Below are 15,086 nucleotides of genomic sequence, written 5' to 3'. Positions count from 1 at the left end.
TTCCCGAGTCGCGCCGTCGGTAGATGCACTCTCGCGGGACGTAGCGCCGAGGCCGCCCGCCAAAGCCCCGGCCCACAGCAGCACCGTCAGCACCTCGGCCGCCACGCTGATGGCCGCGTGCGGCGCCGGCTCCCAGCCCCGCTCCGAAAACCCGAGCAGCCCAACGGTCCTGGACAGCACGAACGCGACGAGGGAACCGCCCGTCACCGCGGCGGCGGCCCACCGCAGCCATTCCGGCCCGCCCGCGGCGATCAGCAGGGCCAGCGAGGGCGAGGCGCTGGCCTGGATCAGGAAGGCCGCGCCGATCATCGGATGTGCTGATAGCCATGGATATACAGGAAGGCGTGGCTGGCCGCAGCGGCGGCAAGCGAGGCGGCGAGGGCGAGCCGAAGCAGGAGTTTCATCCCAGCGTGGTCTCTTTCAGCGCCAGGGTAGCCCGGCCCTTGGTGTAGTTGACCTCGCGGATCCCGAGAGCGTCGCGAAGCTTGCCGGGCGGCAGCGTGACCGGCATCGACGCCGCGCCGTCACCGGGATGCGGCAGCGGGTAGGCCGTGGTCGTGCCGCTGTAGAACGTCACGTTGCCTTCGGTCTTGGAAAACAGTTGGTGCACATGGCCGTTGAGGCAGGTGACCGACGAGAAGCGGGCCAGCAGGCTCAGCGCCCGCGCGGCGTCGTCGGTGCCCCAGCCCCAGTCCGGGTACATCGCGAACAGCGGGATGTGGCTGAACACGATGATGGGCGTATCGCTGGACAACCCGGCGACATCCTTGCGGACGAAATCCAACTGGTCGACACCCAGGTGGCCGAGCTTCGTCATGTTCAGGGTGTTCACCAGGACGAGCACGTGCACGCCGGCGATGTCGAAGCTGTACCACCCGTCCCCCTGGGTTCCCGCGCCGAAGGCGCTGCGGTACTTCTGTCCCGCGTCGTCGACCGAATCGTGTTCGCCGGGCACAGTGAACACGTGCCGGGTGTTCAGCCCGCTCAGCATCTGCTTGACCTGGTCGAACTGCCCGGGGCTGGACAGGTGGGTGAGGTCGCCGGTGTGGATGACGAAATCCGGTGTGTAGCCGAGGCCGTTGATCTGGTCGATCGCGTGGCCGAAGGTGGCGGTGACGTCGGGGTTGGGACGCCCGGAGAAGCCGATGTGGCTGTCGCTGACTTGGGCGAAGCGCAACGTGGGCCGGGCGCGGGCTCGCTCGGCCGCCGCCGTGCCGGCGACGTGGGAGATGACCTCGCCGCCGACGACGGCGAACCCGACCGCCGCGCCGAACCACGCCGAATGCCGCAGCAGCTGGCGGCGGGTCATCGTCGCGGGGTCGGGCGTCACGGGGTCACCACCACGGCGCCGTGCATCATCGGGTGGATCGAGCAGACGTAGTCGAACGTTCCCGCCGTGGGAAAGGTGTGCGAGAAGGTGGCTCCCGTTCCCATCCCGGGCGAGTGGAACGACCCGTCGCTCGCGGCCACGGTGTGCGGTTCTTCGTCGCGGTTGGTCCAGGTGACGGTGGCGCCCGCGCGGACGCTCAATGTGGTTGGCGCGAAGGCGAAGCCGTCGATGTCGACCCGGGTGCCGCTCACCGGAGCCGGCGGCGCGGTGACCGACATCGATGCCGTCGGCGCGCTGGTTGCGGTCTCGGCCGCGGGGTTAGCGGCCGAGCAGCCGGCCAGCGCCACGCTGACGGCAAACGCCCCGACCGACCATCTTTTGAACTTCATGCCAAGGAATAGGGCGGCGGGTTACACGGTCTTGACCGGGGCGAACACCTCGATGACGCCGTCGGCCTCGCGAACCATCAGCGCGGGCAACGGTTTTGGCGCGATCGGCAGTTGGTGGGTCAGCACCTGCCCGCTCGGGGAGAACGACGTTGTGTGGCACGGGCAGCGCAGGGTGTCCTGCGGCGCGTCGAACCACAGCCGGCACCCCTGATGGGTGCAGACGCCGGATATGGCTTCGGGTTTTCCGTCGACGCGACGGACGAAGCCGGCGACGGTGCCGAGATCGAACGGGCGCATGACGCCGTCGGGCACGTCCGCGCTGGCTGCGACGCGCTGCCAGCGCCCGTCGTTGGGCGTGAGCCGACCGGCCGCAACGTCGGAAGCGGGGGCTTCCGGGTGCCGGCCCAGCACGGCCCGGTCGACGGAGACCGCGGCGGCCGCGACGGCCGCGGCCGCCGACGTGCCCACGATGACCCGGCGCCGCGTCGTGCCTGGGGCGCTCGACGCTGGCGCGTGGGCGCCGTCCATCTGCTCGGCCAGGCGGCGGTGCAGGTCGGCGAGGAACTGCTCGCGCGGCGCATCGCCGGCGTCGTCTCGGGCGGCCCGCAGTTCGATCGCGGTACGGATCTGCGCCGCCTCGAAGTCCTCGGGCGCAAACGGTTTGGGCCGCCGCCCCCTCAGCAGGTCGTCGACGTAGCGGCGCATGCCTCGCGTATTCATGGCCGGCCTCCATCGTTGACCTGTGCCGCCAGGCGCAGGGCGCGGTGCTGCAGCACCTTGGCATTGGCGACGCTGACCCCAAGTTCGGCGGCAGACTCCTTGATCGAGTTGCCGTGCAGGAAACGCATTTCCAGGATCCGGCGATAGCGGTCGGGCAGGCTGTCGAGCACCCGTGCGACGCGCTGGGGCGCGGTGCTGATCGCCGCCTCGCTCTCGGGCGGTTGTTCGACGTCGTCGATCGAGGTGATCTCGCGGCCCATGGTCTCGCGCCAGTGTGCGGCCAGGACCGTCCTGGCCGTGGCCCGCAGGTAGGCGCGCACCTCGCCGACGCTGGCGGTCAAGCGCAACGGCCGCAGCGCGGCCAGAAAGACCTCGGCGGTGAGGTCCTCGGCGTCGGCCCGGTTGCCGACCCGGGCGAACAGCGTGCGGTAGACCCAGGACGCGTTGTCGGAGTAGACCGCTTCCCAGTCGGGATAGCCGTCGCCGGGGACCGCGCGCAGTAATCGCGGACCGACGGGTTCGTCGTGTGCCGCCACGTGCCTCCTCCACCGATCAATATCGGCTCGGGTTACACGAGGCTTTCCGGACGCGGCGGACGGCTACTGCGTCGGGTCCGACAGGCCCGGGATGTACGGGGGAAATCCCTCCGTCGACCACCCCACCGGCTGGTTGCGCCATTCCTCTGGCACGTCCGGCAGCGTGAAGTCGTTCAAATACGCCGAGCATCCGACGGTGCGACCGATATCGAGGGCCGCGTCGCCCAGCTTGCTCAGGTCGATGCCCGCGCCCATCGGCATGATGTCGACGACGCACTGACCCACGACAGCTCTCACCTGCCCCAGGTAGTGGAGCACGAAGACGTATTCGCCGGGACGTGGGCCGGCAACTTCAAATGCGGGTATAGCCCGTTTCCCGATCGGCCCAACTGCACAGTAGGGAGTTGTCCCAAAACTGCTCGGCGGCTTCCGAGGTCGGTCTGACATTGCTCGGCAGCATGTCGCTGATCTGAAAATAGGGCTCTAACTTCGCCGCAATCAGGTCCCGGCGCGTCGTGTAGCTTCGCGGCGGCTCGGCCACTCGGTCACCACCTTCGGTCACGTTGGGCTCCGTACCCACCCAACGCCGCGAAAGTGCGCCTGGCAACGCCTCGGTCGAGTAGCGGCGTCGGTAGGTGCACTCTCGCGAGAAGTCAGGAGCACCCCGCCTTGCGACGCCCAAAGCCCGTTACTAGGATATGCAAGTAATCGCGCGCAACCGACTCCGAGGACACCATGACCACACAGATCCCGCACTTCATCGATGGGAAGCGCACCGCCGGCCAGGCCGCCCGCACCGCCGACGTCTTCAACCCCAGCACCGGCGAGGTGCAGGCAAAGGTGCATATGGCCGGCAAAGCCGACGTCGACGCGGCGGTGGCGTCGGCCGTCGAAGCCCAAAAGGGCTGGGCGGCAACCAATCCGCAGCGCCGCGCCCGGGTGTTGATGCGGTTCATCGACCTGGTCAATCAGAACGTCGACGAGCTGGCCGAGCTGCTGTCCCTCGAGCACGGCAAGACGCTGGCCGACGCGCGCGGCGACATCCAGCGTGGCATCGAGGTGATCGAGTTCTGCGTCGGGATCCCGCACCTACTCAAGGGCGAGTACAGCGAGGGCGCGGGCCCGGGCATCGACGTCTACTCGCTGCGCCAGCCCCTGGGCGTCGTCGCCGGCATCACGCCCTTCAACTTCCCGGCGATGATCCCGCTATGGAAAGCCGGACCGGCGCTGGCCTGCGGCAACGCGTTCGTGCTCAAGCCCAGCGAGCGCGACCCGTCGGTTCCGGTGCGACTGGCCGAGCTGTTCGGAGAGGCCGGTCTGCCCCCGGGCGTGTTCCAGGTCGTGCACGGCGACAAGGAGGCCGTCGACGCCATCCTGCACCACCCCGACATCATGGCCGTGGGCTTCGTCGGCAGCTCCGACATCGCGCACTACATCTACGCCACGGCCGCGGCCACCGACAAGCGGTCACAGTGCTTCGGCGGCGCCAAGAACCACATGATCGTGATGCCCGACGCCGACCTCGACCAGGCCGTCGACGCGCTGATCGGCGCCGGATACGGCAGCGCCGGCGAGCGGTGCATGGCGATCAGCGTCGCCGTCCCGGTCGGCGAGCAGACGGCGGATCGGTTGCGCGCCAGGCTGATCGAGCGAATCAACAACCTGCGCGTGGGCCACAGCCTGGACCCCAAGGCCGACTACGGCCCGCTGGTCACCGAGGCCGCCGTCGCGCGGGTGCGCGACTATATCGGCCAGGGCGTGGACGCGGGCGCCGAGTTGGTCATCGACGGCCGCGAACGGACCAGCGACGACCTCGCGTACGGCGATGCCAGTCTCGAGGGCGGGTTCTTCATCGGGCCCACCCTCTTCGACCACGTCACCCCCGAGATGTCGATCTACACCGACGAGATCTTCGGGCCCGTGCTGTGCATCGTGCGCGCGCACGATTACGAAGAGGCGCTGCGACTTCCGTCCGAGCACGAGTACGGAAACGGCGTCGCGGTGTTCACCCGCGACGGCGATACCGCCCGCGATTTCGTCTCGCGCGTGCAGGTGGGCATGGTCGGCGTCAACGTGCCGATCCCGGTCCCGGTGGCATACCACACCTTCGGCGGCTGGAAGCGTTCCGGCTTCGGCGACCTCAACCAGCACGGGCCGGCGTCGATCCAGTTCTACACCAAGGTCAAGACCGTCACGTCGCGCTGGCCGTCGGGCATCAAGGACGGCGCCGAATTCGTCATCCCCACAATGAGTTAGCAAGAAGTAGCCTCATGTTTACCCTCAACGACGAAGAACGGGTGATCACCGAGACGGCGGCCGCCTTCGCCGAGAAGCGGATGGCCCCGTACGCGCTGGACTGGGATGCCACCAAGCATTTCCCGACCGACGTGCTGCGCGAAGCGGCCGAGCTCGGCATGGCCGCCATCTACTGCCGCGAGGACGTCGGTGGCAGCGGGCTGCGCCGCCTCGACGGGGTGCGCATCTTCGAGCAGCTGGCCATCGCGGATCCGGTCACCGCCGCGTTCCTGTCCATCCACAACATGTGCGCGTGGATGATCGACAGCTTCGGCACGGCCGAACAACGCAAGGCCTGGGTTCCGCGGCTGGCCTCGATGGACATCATTGCCAGCTACTGCCTCACCGAGCCGGGCGCCGGTTCCGACGCCGGCGCGCTGAGCACCCGCGCGGTGCGGCAGGGCTCGGACTATGTGCTCGACGGCGTCAAGCAGTTCATCTCCGGGGCCGGGGCGTCGGACGTGTACGTGGTGATGGCCCGCACGGGTGGCGACGGGCCGCGCGGCATTTCCGCGTTCGTGATCGAAAAGGACACTCCCGGGCTGAGTTTCGGCGCGCTCGAGGAGAAGATGGGCTGGCACGCCCAACCCACGGCCCAGGTGATCCTGGAGGGAGTGCGGGTGCCCGCCGACGCCATGCTGGGCGGCGCCGACGGCGAGGGCGCCGGGTTCGGCATCGCGATGAACGGCCTGAACGGCGGTCGCCTCAACATCGCGGCGTGCTCACTCGGGGGCGCGCAGGCCGCCTTCGACAAGGCCGGGGCCTACGTGCGCGAGCGGCAGGCGTTCGGCTCGGCCCTGCTCGACGAGCCCACCATCCGGTTCGCCCTGGCCGACATGGCCACCGGCGTTGAGACGTCGCGAATAATGCTGTGGCGGGCCGCAAGTGCGCTGGACACCGACGATGCCGACAAGGTCGAGCTGTGCGCGATGGCCAAGCGCTACGTCACCGACACCTGCTTCGAGGTCGCGGACAAAGCACTGCAACTGCACGGCGGCTACGGATACTTGCGCGAGTATGGTCTGGAAAAGATCGTCCGCGATTTGCGTGTCCATCGCATCCTGGAAGGTACCAACGAAATCATGCGAGTGGTCATCGGCCGGGCCGAGGCCGCGCGGTTCCGGGCTTCGTAAGCAACCCCGAGAAAGAGAGCCATGACGGAGCACCTCACCATCGCCTTCTTGGGACTGGGTCACATGGGTGCGCCGATGTCGGCGAACCTGGTCGCCGCCGGGCACGCCGTGCGCGGGTATGACCCGGCGCCCGCCGCGGCCTCTGCGGCCGCGGAAAAGGGCGCCACGATATTCGACAGCGCCACCGCCGCGGTGAACGATGCCGACGTGGTCGTCACCATGCTGCCCAACGGCGCACTGGTCAAGCGCTGCTACGCCGACGTGCTGCCAGCCGCGCGACCGGGCGCGTTGTTCATCGACAGCTCGACCATCTCGGTCGACGACGCCCGCGAGGTGCACTCGCTGGCCGAGTCGCACGGCATGCCCCAACTGGACGCACCGGTCTCCGGCGGGGTGAAGGGGGCCATCGCCGGGACGCTGGCGTTCATGGTCGGCGGCGACTCAAAAAGCCTGCAGCGGGCCCGGCCGGTGCTGGAACCGATGGCGGGCAAGGTCATTCACTGCGGTGCGGCGGGCGCGGGCCAGGCGGCCAAGATATGCAACAACATGGTGCTGGCGGTGCAGCAGATCGCGATCGGTGAGGCGTTCGTGCTGGCGGAGAGGCTGGGCCTCTCGGCGCAGTCCCTGTTCGACGTCATCACCGGCGCGACGGGCAATTGCTGGGCGGTCCACACCAACTGCCCGGTGCCGGGTCCGGTGCCGACGTCGCCGGCCAACAACGACTTCCGGCCCGGCTTCGCAACCGCGCTGATGAACAAGGACCTGGGCCTGGCGATGGATGCGGTGGGCTCAACCGGTTCGGCGGCGCCGCTGGGCACGCACGCCGCGAAGATCTACGCCGAGTTCGCCGCGGAGCACGCCGACCAGGATTTCAGCGCAGTGATCGAGGCGCTGCGCGGCGGCTTCGTCTGAAAGCCCCGCGTTACTGGACTTTTCGTCCCAGGAATGCGCCCAGTTGATCGGCGGGCGCGCGTCCGGGCGGGCAGGGCTGTTCGTCGCCGAACGGCTTGCCCGGCCCGCGAAACTGCGGCCCCACAAAGTGGTCCGCAGCCCCATGAAGACCCTGACCGGGAAGCTGCCCGAACGGAAGCCTGAACGTGGTGGACAATCCGTCCGGCCTGGCGAACACCTCGCGGGCGGCGCGGTGGGCCCTGGTAGCGAGGGCGCCTCGTCGGCATGACGCAAGTGTGCCACCGCAGGCTTTGGTGATAGACCTACGGCCGCGGCGCCCGGCGGTGTGAGTGACCGCCACGCGGGCGCACAGCCACCTCGCGTTCAAAAGTCCCCTGCGCTGCGTCTCAGCGTCTCGATGGAGGACACCAGCGCTTCCGCCTCCGCGGCGTCCATACCGATCTCGGCGAACACCTGCCCGTTGAGCGTGACGGTGGCGTCCTCGACCGTGGAGCGGCCGAGATCGGTGATCTGCACCAGTGTCGTGCGCCCGTCGGTGGGGTGCGGCACCCGCTGAACCAGCCCGTCGGCCTCCAGCCGCCGGATGGCATGGGTGACGCTGGTGACGTGCACCTGCAGGCGATCGGACGCCTTGGTGATCGGCAGCGCCCCGGTCCGGCTGAACGCCAGCAGTCGCAGCAACTCGAAGCGGGAGAAGCTCAGGTCGTAGGGACGCAGCGCGGTCTCCACGCGGGCCAGCAGGATCTGGTGTGCGCGCATCACCGAGGTCACCGCGACCATGCCCTGCGAAACGTCGCTCCACCCGGCACGCTCCCAGTTGGCCCGTGCGGCGGCGATCGGATCGCGTTTGGAACTCGATGCGGCCACGCCCTTTCTTACCGCATCGGCGGCCCCAGCGTGTCCTTTCCCATCGCCGCCAGCACCGCCAGGGTCGACGCGCGGTTGCCCACGCTGATCCGCGTGCCGCCGTCCGCGTAGTGGCGGACGCGCAGCCCGCTGCCGGCGAACACCTCATGCCACGGCCGGCCCCGCCCGGCCCGCGCAGGCAGGTACATGAAGTTCGCATGCGCGTCGGTGGTGTATATCCCCAGTGCGCTCAGGCGCATGCGGAGGTAGCGACGTTCCGCGTTGATCGCCTGGATCCGTTGCTGCAACTCGCTTTCCGCGTCGTACGACGCCGCGACCGCCAGCAAACCGGTGATCGCCATGCCAAACGGCAGCTGCTGGGCCCACAGCGCCGGCGCCAGATCCTGCGACGCGACGCCGTAACCGATGCGCAGCCCCGCCAAACCGTACGCCTTCGAGAATGTCCGCACCACCACCACGTTGCGGAAGTCGCGAACCAGCGCCGGCACGTCGACCCGGTGCTCGGGCGCAGCGAACTCGATGTACGCCTCGTCGAGCAGCACGATGGTGTCATGCCGGACCCGGCGCAGAAACCGCAGCAGTTCGACCACCGGCTCCAGCGTGCCGGTGGGGTTGTGCGGACGGCACACCACCACCACGCGGGCGTCCGCGGCCGCCTCGGCCAGCGCGTCGAGGTCGTTGTGTCCCCTTTCGTCGAGCGGGACGATCAGCGAGTTCAGCCGCGCCATTTGCGCGACGATCGGATACCCGTCGAAGGTCGGCGACGCCATCGCGATCGTGTCGCCCGGAGCGGTCAGCGCCCGCAGCGCCTGCAATACCACGCCCGTCGCGCCGCCGCCAAGCATCACCCGGTCGGCGGGCACGCCGATGTGGCCGGCGATCAGGCCGCGCAGCCGCTCGGGCAAGAACTCCGGATACCGGTTGGCAGCGTAGGCGGAGCGCGTCAACGCCGACCGCACCGCCGGCAACGGTGGGAACGGATTCTCGTTGAGCGACAACGCAAGCGGATCGACCGCATCAGGAAGCGCATCACCTATCTCGCCGGCCAGCGGGCCGATTACGGATTGCATCAGTCTCGCCCGCCCCACCGGACCGCCGCCGCACCGGCGAAGTCACCGGCGTGGGCGAAGGCGGCCATCAGCACCACGTCGCCGGCCTTCACCTGACCGTCTTGGATGGCGCGATCGAGGTTGACCGGGATGCCGGCACCGAAGAGATTGCCGCACTCGTCGAAGGTGTCTCGATGACGTTCCGGCGGAAGTTCGAGCGCTTCGCGCCAGTTGCGCAGGAACACCCTGTTGGGCTGGTTGGTAACCAGCAGATCGATATCCTTAGGGGGCAAGCCGATTCGGTCACAAACCGCCAGCGCCACTTCGGGTACCTGACGGTTGCCGCGGGCCAGCACCTTGGTGATCTTGCTGTCCGTGAAGCCGATGCTGCCCTCCCCGGGGCCGGGCTGCCACCACTTGCGGGGCGGATCGACGGCCAGCGTCATGTCGCCGGCGTATTCGCCGTAGGTGCGGCAGTCGATGTCCAGGATCGGTGACCGGTCGGACAACGTGACCAGGCCCACCGCCGCGCCGTCGCCGGGTACCGCCGACTGCGCCTTGCGCCGGACTCCCGGCTGATCGAAGACCTGCCCCGCCGCGTTCTGCGCGACCGCGACCAGCGCGGAGCGGGCCTCGCCCGATGTCAGCAGCGTGCGGGCGACGTTGAGCCCCAAGATAAATGCCGCGCATCCACCGTTGTGCAGATCCAGCACCCACGACGGACGCATGCCCAGCCGGTGCGCGATGCCGCCGCCCGCACCGTAGAACGGCATGTCCGGCACCTGGGTGTGGGTGATCAGCACGTCGACGCCTTCGATGACATCGCGGCCATGCCGCTCGATCAGTCCGTGCGCGGCACGCTCGACCATGTCGATCGCGGACTCGTCAGGTCCGACATGGTGGCGGAACCGCGGCGCGCGGAACATCGCGTTGTCGCGTAGTTCGTCGGATTCGGCGTACCGCGCGTAGTAGTCGGCGCCGATCGGCTCGCCCGGCAGATAGGTGGAAACGTCGGCCAAACTGACGTGGCTCATGTCGGCCTCAGCTCATCCACGCCGGCGTGACGGGCAGGTGGTGGCGGTGGCGGTATTCGGCGATCGTCTTGAGGTTGTTGAGCTCCAGCCCGTGACCGGCGCCGAAGATGTCCCAGAAGTCGCCGACCCACCCGGTGCGCCCGGCCGGGACGGTCTCCGGATACGGGTTGTGGTCGTAGAACGGGTGACGGCAATTGGTCCACAGCACAACCGAACCGGGCTTGTTCAGCACCGCCTGCGCGTCGAGAACTCGCATCACATAGATCATCCACAGGTGCCTGCTCTGGTCCCACGCGCAGTGGTAGTCGACGGTGCGCGCCCCGGCGTTGGCCTCCGTTCGGGTGTAGATCTCGGTGTCAGGGAGCAACCGGTCGTAGGCCAGCCACAGACCTGGCTCCTCGGTGGGCGTGAAGTCCCGCAGGGTATAGGTCCACTCCTCGAGGCTTCGAGTGTCGGAAAGGTAGGCGAACAGCTCGTCAGGCGGGCAGTCGACGAAATCGCTGACCGTGCAGTACTGGCCGAACACCTCGTCATGCGGGTACACCGCCCGCATCTTCGCCATGAACATCGGCGCGGTCTCCTCGAGGGGCGCGGTCTCGATTCGCACCACCCCCGGAATTTCGTCAAGCGTTGGCAACGACATCGCTCTCGCTCCCCTCCATGGTCGGGATCTCTCGGATAACGGAATGCTGGGCCGATCCGGCACTGAGAAACGGTGCGAACGGCGGCATTTCGTCGGCCGCGCATTCGACACTCACCACCGACGGGCCGTCGGCGTCGAGGGACGCGCGCAACGCCGCGGCGAACCCGGCGACGTCGGCGACATCGACGGATCGCAGCCCGCGCAGCATCGCACCCAGGCCCGCGCCCAGCCGGCTGGGCGCGAAGCGGTTGTAGCTGTAGAGGCCGTCGTAATACACCTGCTCGCGCGTGACGCACATGGCGTGGGCGTTGTTGTTGAACAACAGGAACGTCACGGGCAGCCGGTACTGCACAGCGGTGTGAACTTCCATGCCGTGCATGAAGAAGGCGCCGTCGCCGGCGATCACCACGACCCGCCGGGCCGGTGACCGATCCCGGGCGCGGCCGAACGCCATCCCGATGCCGGCGCCGAAGCTGTACCCCATGCCGCCCATCCCGAGGGCAACCAGGAACCGGCCACCGCGGCGCACCGGCAGGTGGTGGATCGCCGCCGCGCCGACGTTGCCGGCGTCGACGACGACGTCCACACCGGCGGGCAACAGCTTGTCCAGCGCGATCATGGCATCGCGGTAGCGCACACCCCGCCCGGTGAATTCCGGTGGCCTCAACTCGGTGCGCGTCACCGCGTCGGGCACCCGGATACCGGTGAGACGCCGCCGCCCGGTCAGTGCGCCGGTCAGCATTCGCAGCGACGCGCGAAGGTCGTCGGTCTGCACGTGGGTGCACGGGAGATAGGGCGGCGCCGACCCGAGCGAGATAGTGCGCACCGCCCCCAGCGCATCCTCGAGTCCGGCGCGAGCGGTCACCGACAGTCGGGTGCCCACCACCAGACACAGGGCGCTGCCGGCCACCGCGTCGACGACACTCGGGTGCCCCATCACGCCGGTCACCCCGAGGGCCGACGACGACCCGAAACCCGGTGTGCCGGCGGCGTCCTTGGCATCGGGAACGCATGCCACCCGCGCGCGCAGCACCGCGCGCAGCGCTGCCAGTTCGCCGCGTGCGTCGTCGCGCGCCACTTGTTCGCCGGCGATGATGGTCACCGGCCCGACCGTCCGTTGCAGCGCATGCACGATCGGATGTGGATCGCCGACAACGCGCGAGCACCTGACCGCGTCCTCACCGGTGTGCCTGTTGACGGCCACCTCGGCCTGTTGAATGTCCTTGGGCAGCAGCAGCACCGCGGGCCCGCCCGCGCGCGCCGCCGCCAGCGCCGCGGGCAGCGCCGAGACGATGTCGTCGGGCTTCACCACGCGCCGGCAGAACACCGATACCTCAGAAAACAGTGCCTCGGCGTTCAGGGCGCCGTTGCGACCGCTGGTGTCCTGAAAGCTGCCGCGGCCGTCCATCGTGGTCGCCGGCTGGCCCACCAACGCCAGCACGGGGACCCGGCTGACGAACGATTCCCCCAGGCCCGGAACGAGATTCAGGGCGCCCCCGCCCGAGGTCGCCGCCACCACGCCGAGGCCGGCACCGCTGCGGCTGTAGCCGTCGGCCATCGTGGCGGCGGAAAATTCGTGCTTGGCCAACACAGCCTCGATGTCCGGCCGGAAATGTGCTGCATCGTAAAGGTCTTCGATGTTGGCGCCGTCGACACCGAAGATATGGTTTACCCCGGTTGCCGCGAGGTGCCCGACGATGTGGTCGACCACGCGCTGCTTTCTCGGCATTTCGCTCACCTGAACCTGGGGCTGACTGGTAGTGCTATCGGTGACACGGTTGGCGAGCCGCCCGGGTTCACCCTGCCCTCTACGATGCTCAGCGGGGATGCGGTGTGCACCACCCGCGTCGTGCGGAACCCGGCTTGGCCAAGCAGCTCACGGTATTCGGCCGCGGTGCGTTCGCGGCCGCCCAGGTGGAGCAGCATCTCCAGGTCCGCCCATTTGCCGGGGAAGTCGCGGTCATGTTCGGGAATGACCATTTCGATCAGGAGCACGGTGGCGTGCGGGCCTGCTGACGCGCGAACGTTGCGCAGGATCTGCGCCGCCGTCTCGTCGGGCCAGTCATGGACGATGTTCTTGAGCACGTAGGCGTCCGCACCACGAGGAACGCCGTCGAAGAACGAGCCCTCCACGACGCGTACGCGGTCGACAACGCCGCGCTCCCGCAACAGTTCTGCGGCCCCGGCCACGACGCTCGGCACGTCGTAAAGGACGCCGCACGAGGCCGGCGCCGCCGCCAGAATGGCGGCCAGCAGCGAACCCTGCCCGCCGCCGACATCGACGATGTTGGCGTAGGCGCCGAAGTCGATGCCGGCGACCACCGACGTCGTCGTCAACTCCGAGATGCTCGTCATCGTCCGGTCAAACAGTTCGGCGTGCTCGGGGTTGTCCGCGAAGTAGGCAAAGCCGTGCTTGCCGTGCAATGCGGGGACAACCGGATCCCCGCTTCGGATCGAGTGGACCAGCAGGCTCCAGCGCTCGCGCTGCTCGCGGGATCCGTAGAACCGCGCCGGCCACAACGCCGACGCGGGCGCATCCGAACGTAGCGTTGCGGCAAGGGGATTCAACTCATAGCGGCCGTCACGGCGGTGGCGGAATACGCCGCGGCCGATCAGCGCGCGCAGCAGCCGGGCCAGCGTGTCGGCGTCCGCGCCGACCCGGGCCGCCAATTCGCCGATGGGCAGCGGCCCGTCGGCGAGGGCGTCGGCCACGCCGAGTTGGGCGGCCACCGTGATCGCCTGCGACGTCCAGGCGGCGACGATCATCTCCAGCATCGCCGCCGGCGCGGGCAGCAGCCGTTGATAGAGCCGGTACAGGTGGTGGCGACTCCGTTCGAGGAGGCGGGCCAGCGCGGCGGGCGGCACGGGGGCTGTGCTGGACATCGCATCAGCTCCGCAGCATCTGTGCATCGACCAGGACGGTCCCCACGTCGCGGCGGGCCTCCGCGGACATCCGCCGGTGGCTGACCGAACGCAGGAACGTCGTGAGGATCCAGCTGTGCAGCCGGTCCGGAACGAGCGCCGCCGGCCTCAGCACGGATTCGCTGTGTGAGACCGGACGCGACGCCACCCAGGACACCGCTTCGACCCGGCGTCGCCTGAGGTTCTCGTAGCGGCGCAGCGCGGCGACCGGATCCCGGTTGTCCCACAGCGTCTTTCGTAGCACCATCGCGTCGAGCAACGCCTGATTCGTCCCCTGGGCAAGGGTGGGCGGCATCGTGTGGGCGGCATCGCCCAACAGCGTCACCGCGCCGTGACCCGGCCCGGGAATCGGATGCCGAAAATGCGGAAACGGGGAATCGGCCAGGTCCGCGTCGGCCAACGTTGCGAGCACCCGGTCGACCGAGTCCGACCAGCCGCCGAATGCGGAGCGGATCATGTCGAGCGGGCGTTCCGGCCTGACGAAGTCGCGGGACCAGGGCAGGTCGAACCACCACTGCAGGTTGCGTCCGCCGGCCGGCCACAGCCCGAGGTTTCCGCGCGGGCCGATGATCATCAGGGCGTCATCCCTGTCGCCGAGGTACGGGAGCGCCACGAGCCCCTGCCAGCTGCACCAGCCGGTCGGCTCCGCACGTTGCGCGCCGAGGGCCGCTCGCACCGTCGAGTGCAGGCCATCGGCACCGATCACCAAGTCGCCTTCGGCCGCGCTTCCGTCGCTGAACTCGACCCGGACGCCGTCGCGGGTATCGGCCACCGCGACCGCGCGCGAGCCCCATCGGATGCGGTCGGCCGGAAAACCGTCGAACAGCCGTTCCAGCAGGACCCGACGCGGAATCATCCGCACCGGTGCGCCGAGCCGCACCCCGACCGAGCCCACGTCGAAGGTGGCGATCCTGCGACCCGTGGAGGTCAGGATCCGCACGGTGGAAAGCGGCTGACCGGCCCCCTCCATGTCGACGTCCAGCTGCCGCAAAACCGTTGCGCCGTTGGGCCAGATGGTCACCGCGCCGCCGGCCGCCCGCAGCTGCGGGCGCTGTTCGAAGACGGTCACCTCATGTCCGTCTTTCAGCAGGCCCCGAGCAATGGAAACGCCGCCCACGCCCGCACCCACCACGAGGATCCGAAGCGGGCTCGGATGAGACCCGTGCCCCCTTGACATACCACCCCTCCCACGCCTCCCTCGTCCTGCCACGGTGGAGCGCGGCAAAAGGTTCAATGAACCGCACACCGTCGCGGAC

14 protein-coding genes and 3 pseudogenes are annotated in these 15,086 nt (G+C 69.0%); 3 read left to right on the top strand and 14 right to left on the bottom strand.

What is annotated here, in order from left to right; genetic code table 11:
• The 6 genes and pseudogenes from AC5Y43_RS19150 to AC5Y43_RS19125 all read right to left on the bottom strand — a co-directional run.
• Window positions 1-404 (bottom strand): annotated as a pseudogene (locus AC5Y43_RS19150) (hypothetical protein); the annotation flags it as partial.
• The gene (locus AC5Y43_RS19145) at window positions 401-1,309 is read right to left on the bottom strand and encodes a metallophosphoesterase family protein (protein ID WP_499975001.1); all 909 of its coding nucleotides are present in this window, start codon (window positions 1,307-1,309) and stop codon (window positions 401-403) included. The pseudogene AC5Y43_RS19150 and the gene AC5Y43_RS19145, both read right to left, overlap by 4 nt.
• A 17-nt stretch (window positions 1,310-1,326) precedes the next feature.
• A complete protein-coding gene (locus AC5Y43_RS19140; RefSeq protein WP_499974968.1) occupies window positions 1,327-1,719 on the bottom strand; it encodes a cupredoxin domain-containing protein in 393 nt (130 codons plus the stop codon).
• A 21-nt stretch (window positions 1,720-1,740) separates the two neighbouring features.
• Window positions 1,741-2,439: a Rieske (2Fe-2S) protein gene (locus AC5Y43_RS19135; RefSeq protein WP_499974967.1), complete on the bottom strand. Its 699-nt coding sequence runs from the start codon at window positions 2,437-2,439 to the stop codon at window positions 1,741-1,743.
• On the bottom strand, window positions 2,436-2,975 hold the full coding sequence (locus AC5Y43_RS19130; RefSeq protein WP_499974966.1) for an RNA polymerase sigma factor: 540 nt from the start codon (window positions 2,973-2,975) through the stop codon (window positions 2,436-2,438). Before AC5Y43_RS19130 ends, AC5Y43_RS19135 begins: the two co-directional genes overlap by 4 nt.
• Window positions 2,976-3,038: 63 nt before the next feature.
• A pseudogene (locus tag AC5Y43_RS19125) lies at window positions 3,039-3,477 on the bottom strand (DUF7956 family protein).
• Window positions 3,478-3,710: 233 nt separating this feature from the next.
• Between AC5Y43_RS19125 and AC5Y43_RS19120 the strand changes: the two are divergent.
• The 3 genes from AC5Y43_RS19120 to mmsB are packed head-to-tail and all read left to right on the top strand — an operon-like array spanning window position 3,711 to window position 7,315.
• Entirely contained in the window at window positions 3,711-5,231 is a 1,521-nt protein-coding gene (locus tag AC5Y43_RS19120; protein ID WP_499974964.1) for a CoA-acylating methylmalonate-semialdehyde dehydrogenase, read from the top strand.
• 14 nt (window positions 5,232-5,245) lie between these two features.
• Window positions 5,246-6,403, top strand: a complete 1,158-nt coding sequence (locus AC5Y43_RS19115; protein WP_499974963.1) for an isobutyryl-CoA dehydrogenase — start codon at window positions 5,246-5,248, stop codon at window positions 6,401-6,403.
• A 21-nt stretch (window positions 6,404-6,424) separates the two neighbouring features.
• Window positions 6,425-7,315 carry a 3-hydroxyisobutyrate dehydrogenase gene (mmsB, locus tag AC5Y43_RS19110; protein WP_499974961.1) on the top strand — a complete coding sequence of 297 codons (891 nt, stop codon included), beginning with the start codon at window positions 6,425-6,427 and terminating at the stop codon, window positions 7,313-7,315.
• A 10-nt stretch (window positions 7,316-7,325) separates the two neighbouring features.
• Here mmsB and AC5Y43_RS19105 read toward each other — a convergent pair.
• The 8 genes and pseudogenes from AC5Y43_RS19105 to AC5Y43_RS19070 form a co-directional block, all read right to left on the bottom strand.
• Window positions 7,326-7,553: pseudogene (locus AC5Y43_RS19105) on the bottom strand (DinB family protein); the annotation flags it as partial.
• A 125-nt stretch (window positions 7,554-7,678) separates the two neighbouring features.
• On the bottom strand, window positions 7,679-8,182 hold the full coding sequence (locus AC5Y43_RS19100) for a MarR family winged helix-turn-helix transcriptional regulator (protein ID WP_499974960.1): 504 nt from the start codon (window positions 8,180-8,182) through the stop codon (window positions 7,679-7,681).
• 8 nt (window positions 8,183-8,190) lie between these two features.
• Window positions 8,191-9,252, bottom strand: a complete 1,062-nt coding sequence (locus AC5Y43_RS19095; protein WP_499974958.1) for a pyridoxal phosphate-dependent aminotransferase — start codon at window positions 9,250-9,252, stop codon at window positions 8,191-8,193.
• Window positions 9,252-10,265 (bottom strand): 3-oxoacyl-ACP synthase III family protein, encoded by a 1,014-nt coding sequence (locus AC5Y43_RS19090; RefSeq protein WP_499974957.1) that lies wholly within the window; start codon window positions 10,263-10,265, stop codon window positions 9,252-9,254. The genes AC5Y43_RS19095 and AC5Y43_RS19090 overlap by 1 nt, the downstream gene beginning before the upstream one ends.
• 7 nt (window positions 10,266-10,272) lie before the next feature.
• Window positions 10,273-10,908 carry an SRPBCC family protein gene (locus AC5Y43_RS19085; RefSeq protein ID WP_499974955.1) on the bottom strand — a complete coding sequence of 212 codons (636 nt, stop codon included), beginning with the start codon at window positions 10,906-10,908 and terminating at the stop codon, window positions 10,273-10,275.
• A complete protein-coding gene (locus AC5Y43_RS19080) occupies window positions 10,889-12,637 on the bottom strand; it encodes a thiamine pyrophosphate-binding protein (protein WP_499974954.1) in 1,749 nt (582 codons plus the stop codon). The genes AC5Y43_RS19085 and AC5Y43_RS19080 overlap by 20 nt, the downstream gene beginning before the upstream one ends.
• A 5-nt stretch (window positions 12,638-12,642) precedes the next feature.
• A complete protein-coding gene (locus tag AC5Y43_RS19075; protein ID WP_499974953.1) occupies window positions 12,643-13,791 on the bottom strand; it encodes a methyltransferase in 1,149 nt (382 codons plus the stop codon).
• A 4-nt stretch (window positions 13,792-13,795) separates the two neighbouring features.
• The gene (locus AC5Y43_RS19070) at window positions 13,796-15,007 is read right to left on the bottom strand and encodes an FAD-dependent oxidoreductase (RefSeq protein WP_499974951.1); all 1,212 of its coding nucleotides are present in this window, start codon (window positions 15,005-15,007) and stop codon (window positions 13,796-13,798) included.
• Window positions 15,008-15,086: the final 79 nt, after the last annotated feature.

Source organism: Mycobacterium sp. NGS57 (genome assembly GCF_059812405.1).
The sequence above is the reverse complement of the archived record's forward strand: the minus strand, read 5'-3'. Positions and strand labels throughout refer to the sequence as shown.

Coding starts and splice junctions, on each gene's coding strand:
- AC5Y43_RS19145 (WP_499975001.1), bottom strand. CDS start 1,309: ATGACCCGCCGCCAGCTGCTGCGGCATTCGGCGTGGTTCGGCGCGGCG.
- AC5Y43_RS19140 (WP_499974968.1), bottom strand. CDS start 1,719: ATGAAGTTCAAAAGATGGTCGGTCGGGGCGTTTGCCGTCAGCGTGGCG.
- AC5Y43_RS19135 (WP_499974967.1), bottom strand. CDS start 2,439: ATGAATACGCGAGGCATGCGCCGCTACGTCGACGACCTGCTGAGGGGG.
- AC5Y43_RS19120 (WP_499974964.1), top strand. CDS start 3,711: ATGACCACACAGATCCCGCACTTCATCGATGGGAAGCGCACCGCCGGC.
- AC5Y43_RS19115 (WP_499974963.1), top strand. CDS start 5,246: ATGTTTACCCTCAACGACGAAGAACGGGTGATCACCGAGACGGCGGCC.
- mmsB (WP_499974961.1), top strand. CDS start 6,425: ATGACGGAGCACCTCACCATCGCCTTCTTGGGACTGGGTCACATGGGT.
- AC5Y43_RS19095 (WP_499974958.1), bottom strand. CDS start 9,252: ATGCAATCCGTAATCGGCCCGCTGGCCGGCGAGATAGGTGATGCGCTT.
- AC5Y43_RS19090 (WP_499974957.1), bottom strand. CDS start 10,265: ATGAGCCACGTCAGTTTGGCCGACGTTTCCACCTATCTGCCGGGCGAG.
- AC5Y43_RS19085 (WP_499974955.1), bottom strand. CDS start 10,908: ATGTCGTTGCCAACGCTTGACGAAATTCCGGGGGTGGTGCGAATCGAG.
- AC5Y43_RS19080 (WP_499974954.1), bottom strand. CDS start 12,637: ATGCCGAGAAAGCAGCGCGTGGTCGACCACATCGTCGGGCACCTCGCG.
- AC5Y43_RS19075 (WP_499974953.1), bottom strand. CDS start 13,791: ATGTCCAGCACAGCCCCCGTGCCGCCCGCCGCGCTGGCCCGCCTCCTC.
- AC5Y43_RS19070 (WP_499974951.1), bottom strand. CDS start 15,007: ATGTCAAGGGGGCACGGGTCTCATCCGAGCCCGCTTCGGATCCTCGTG.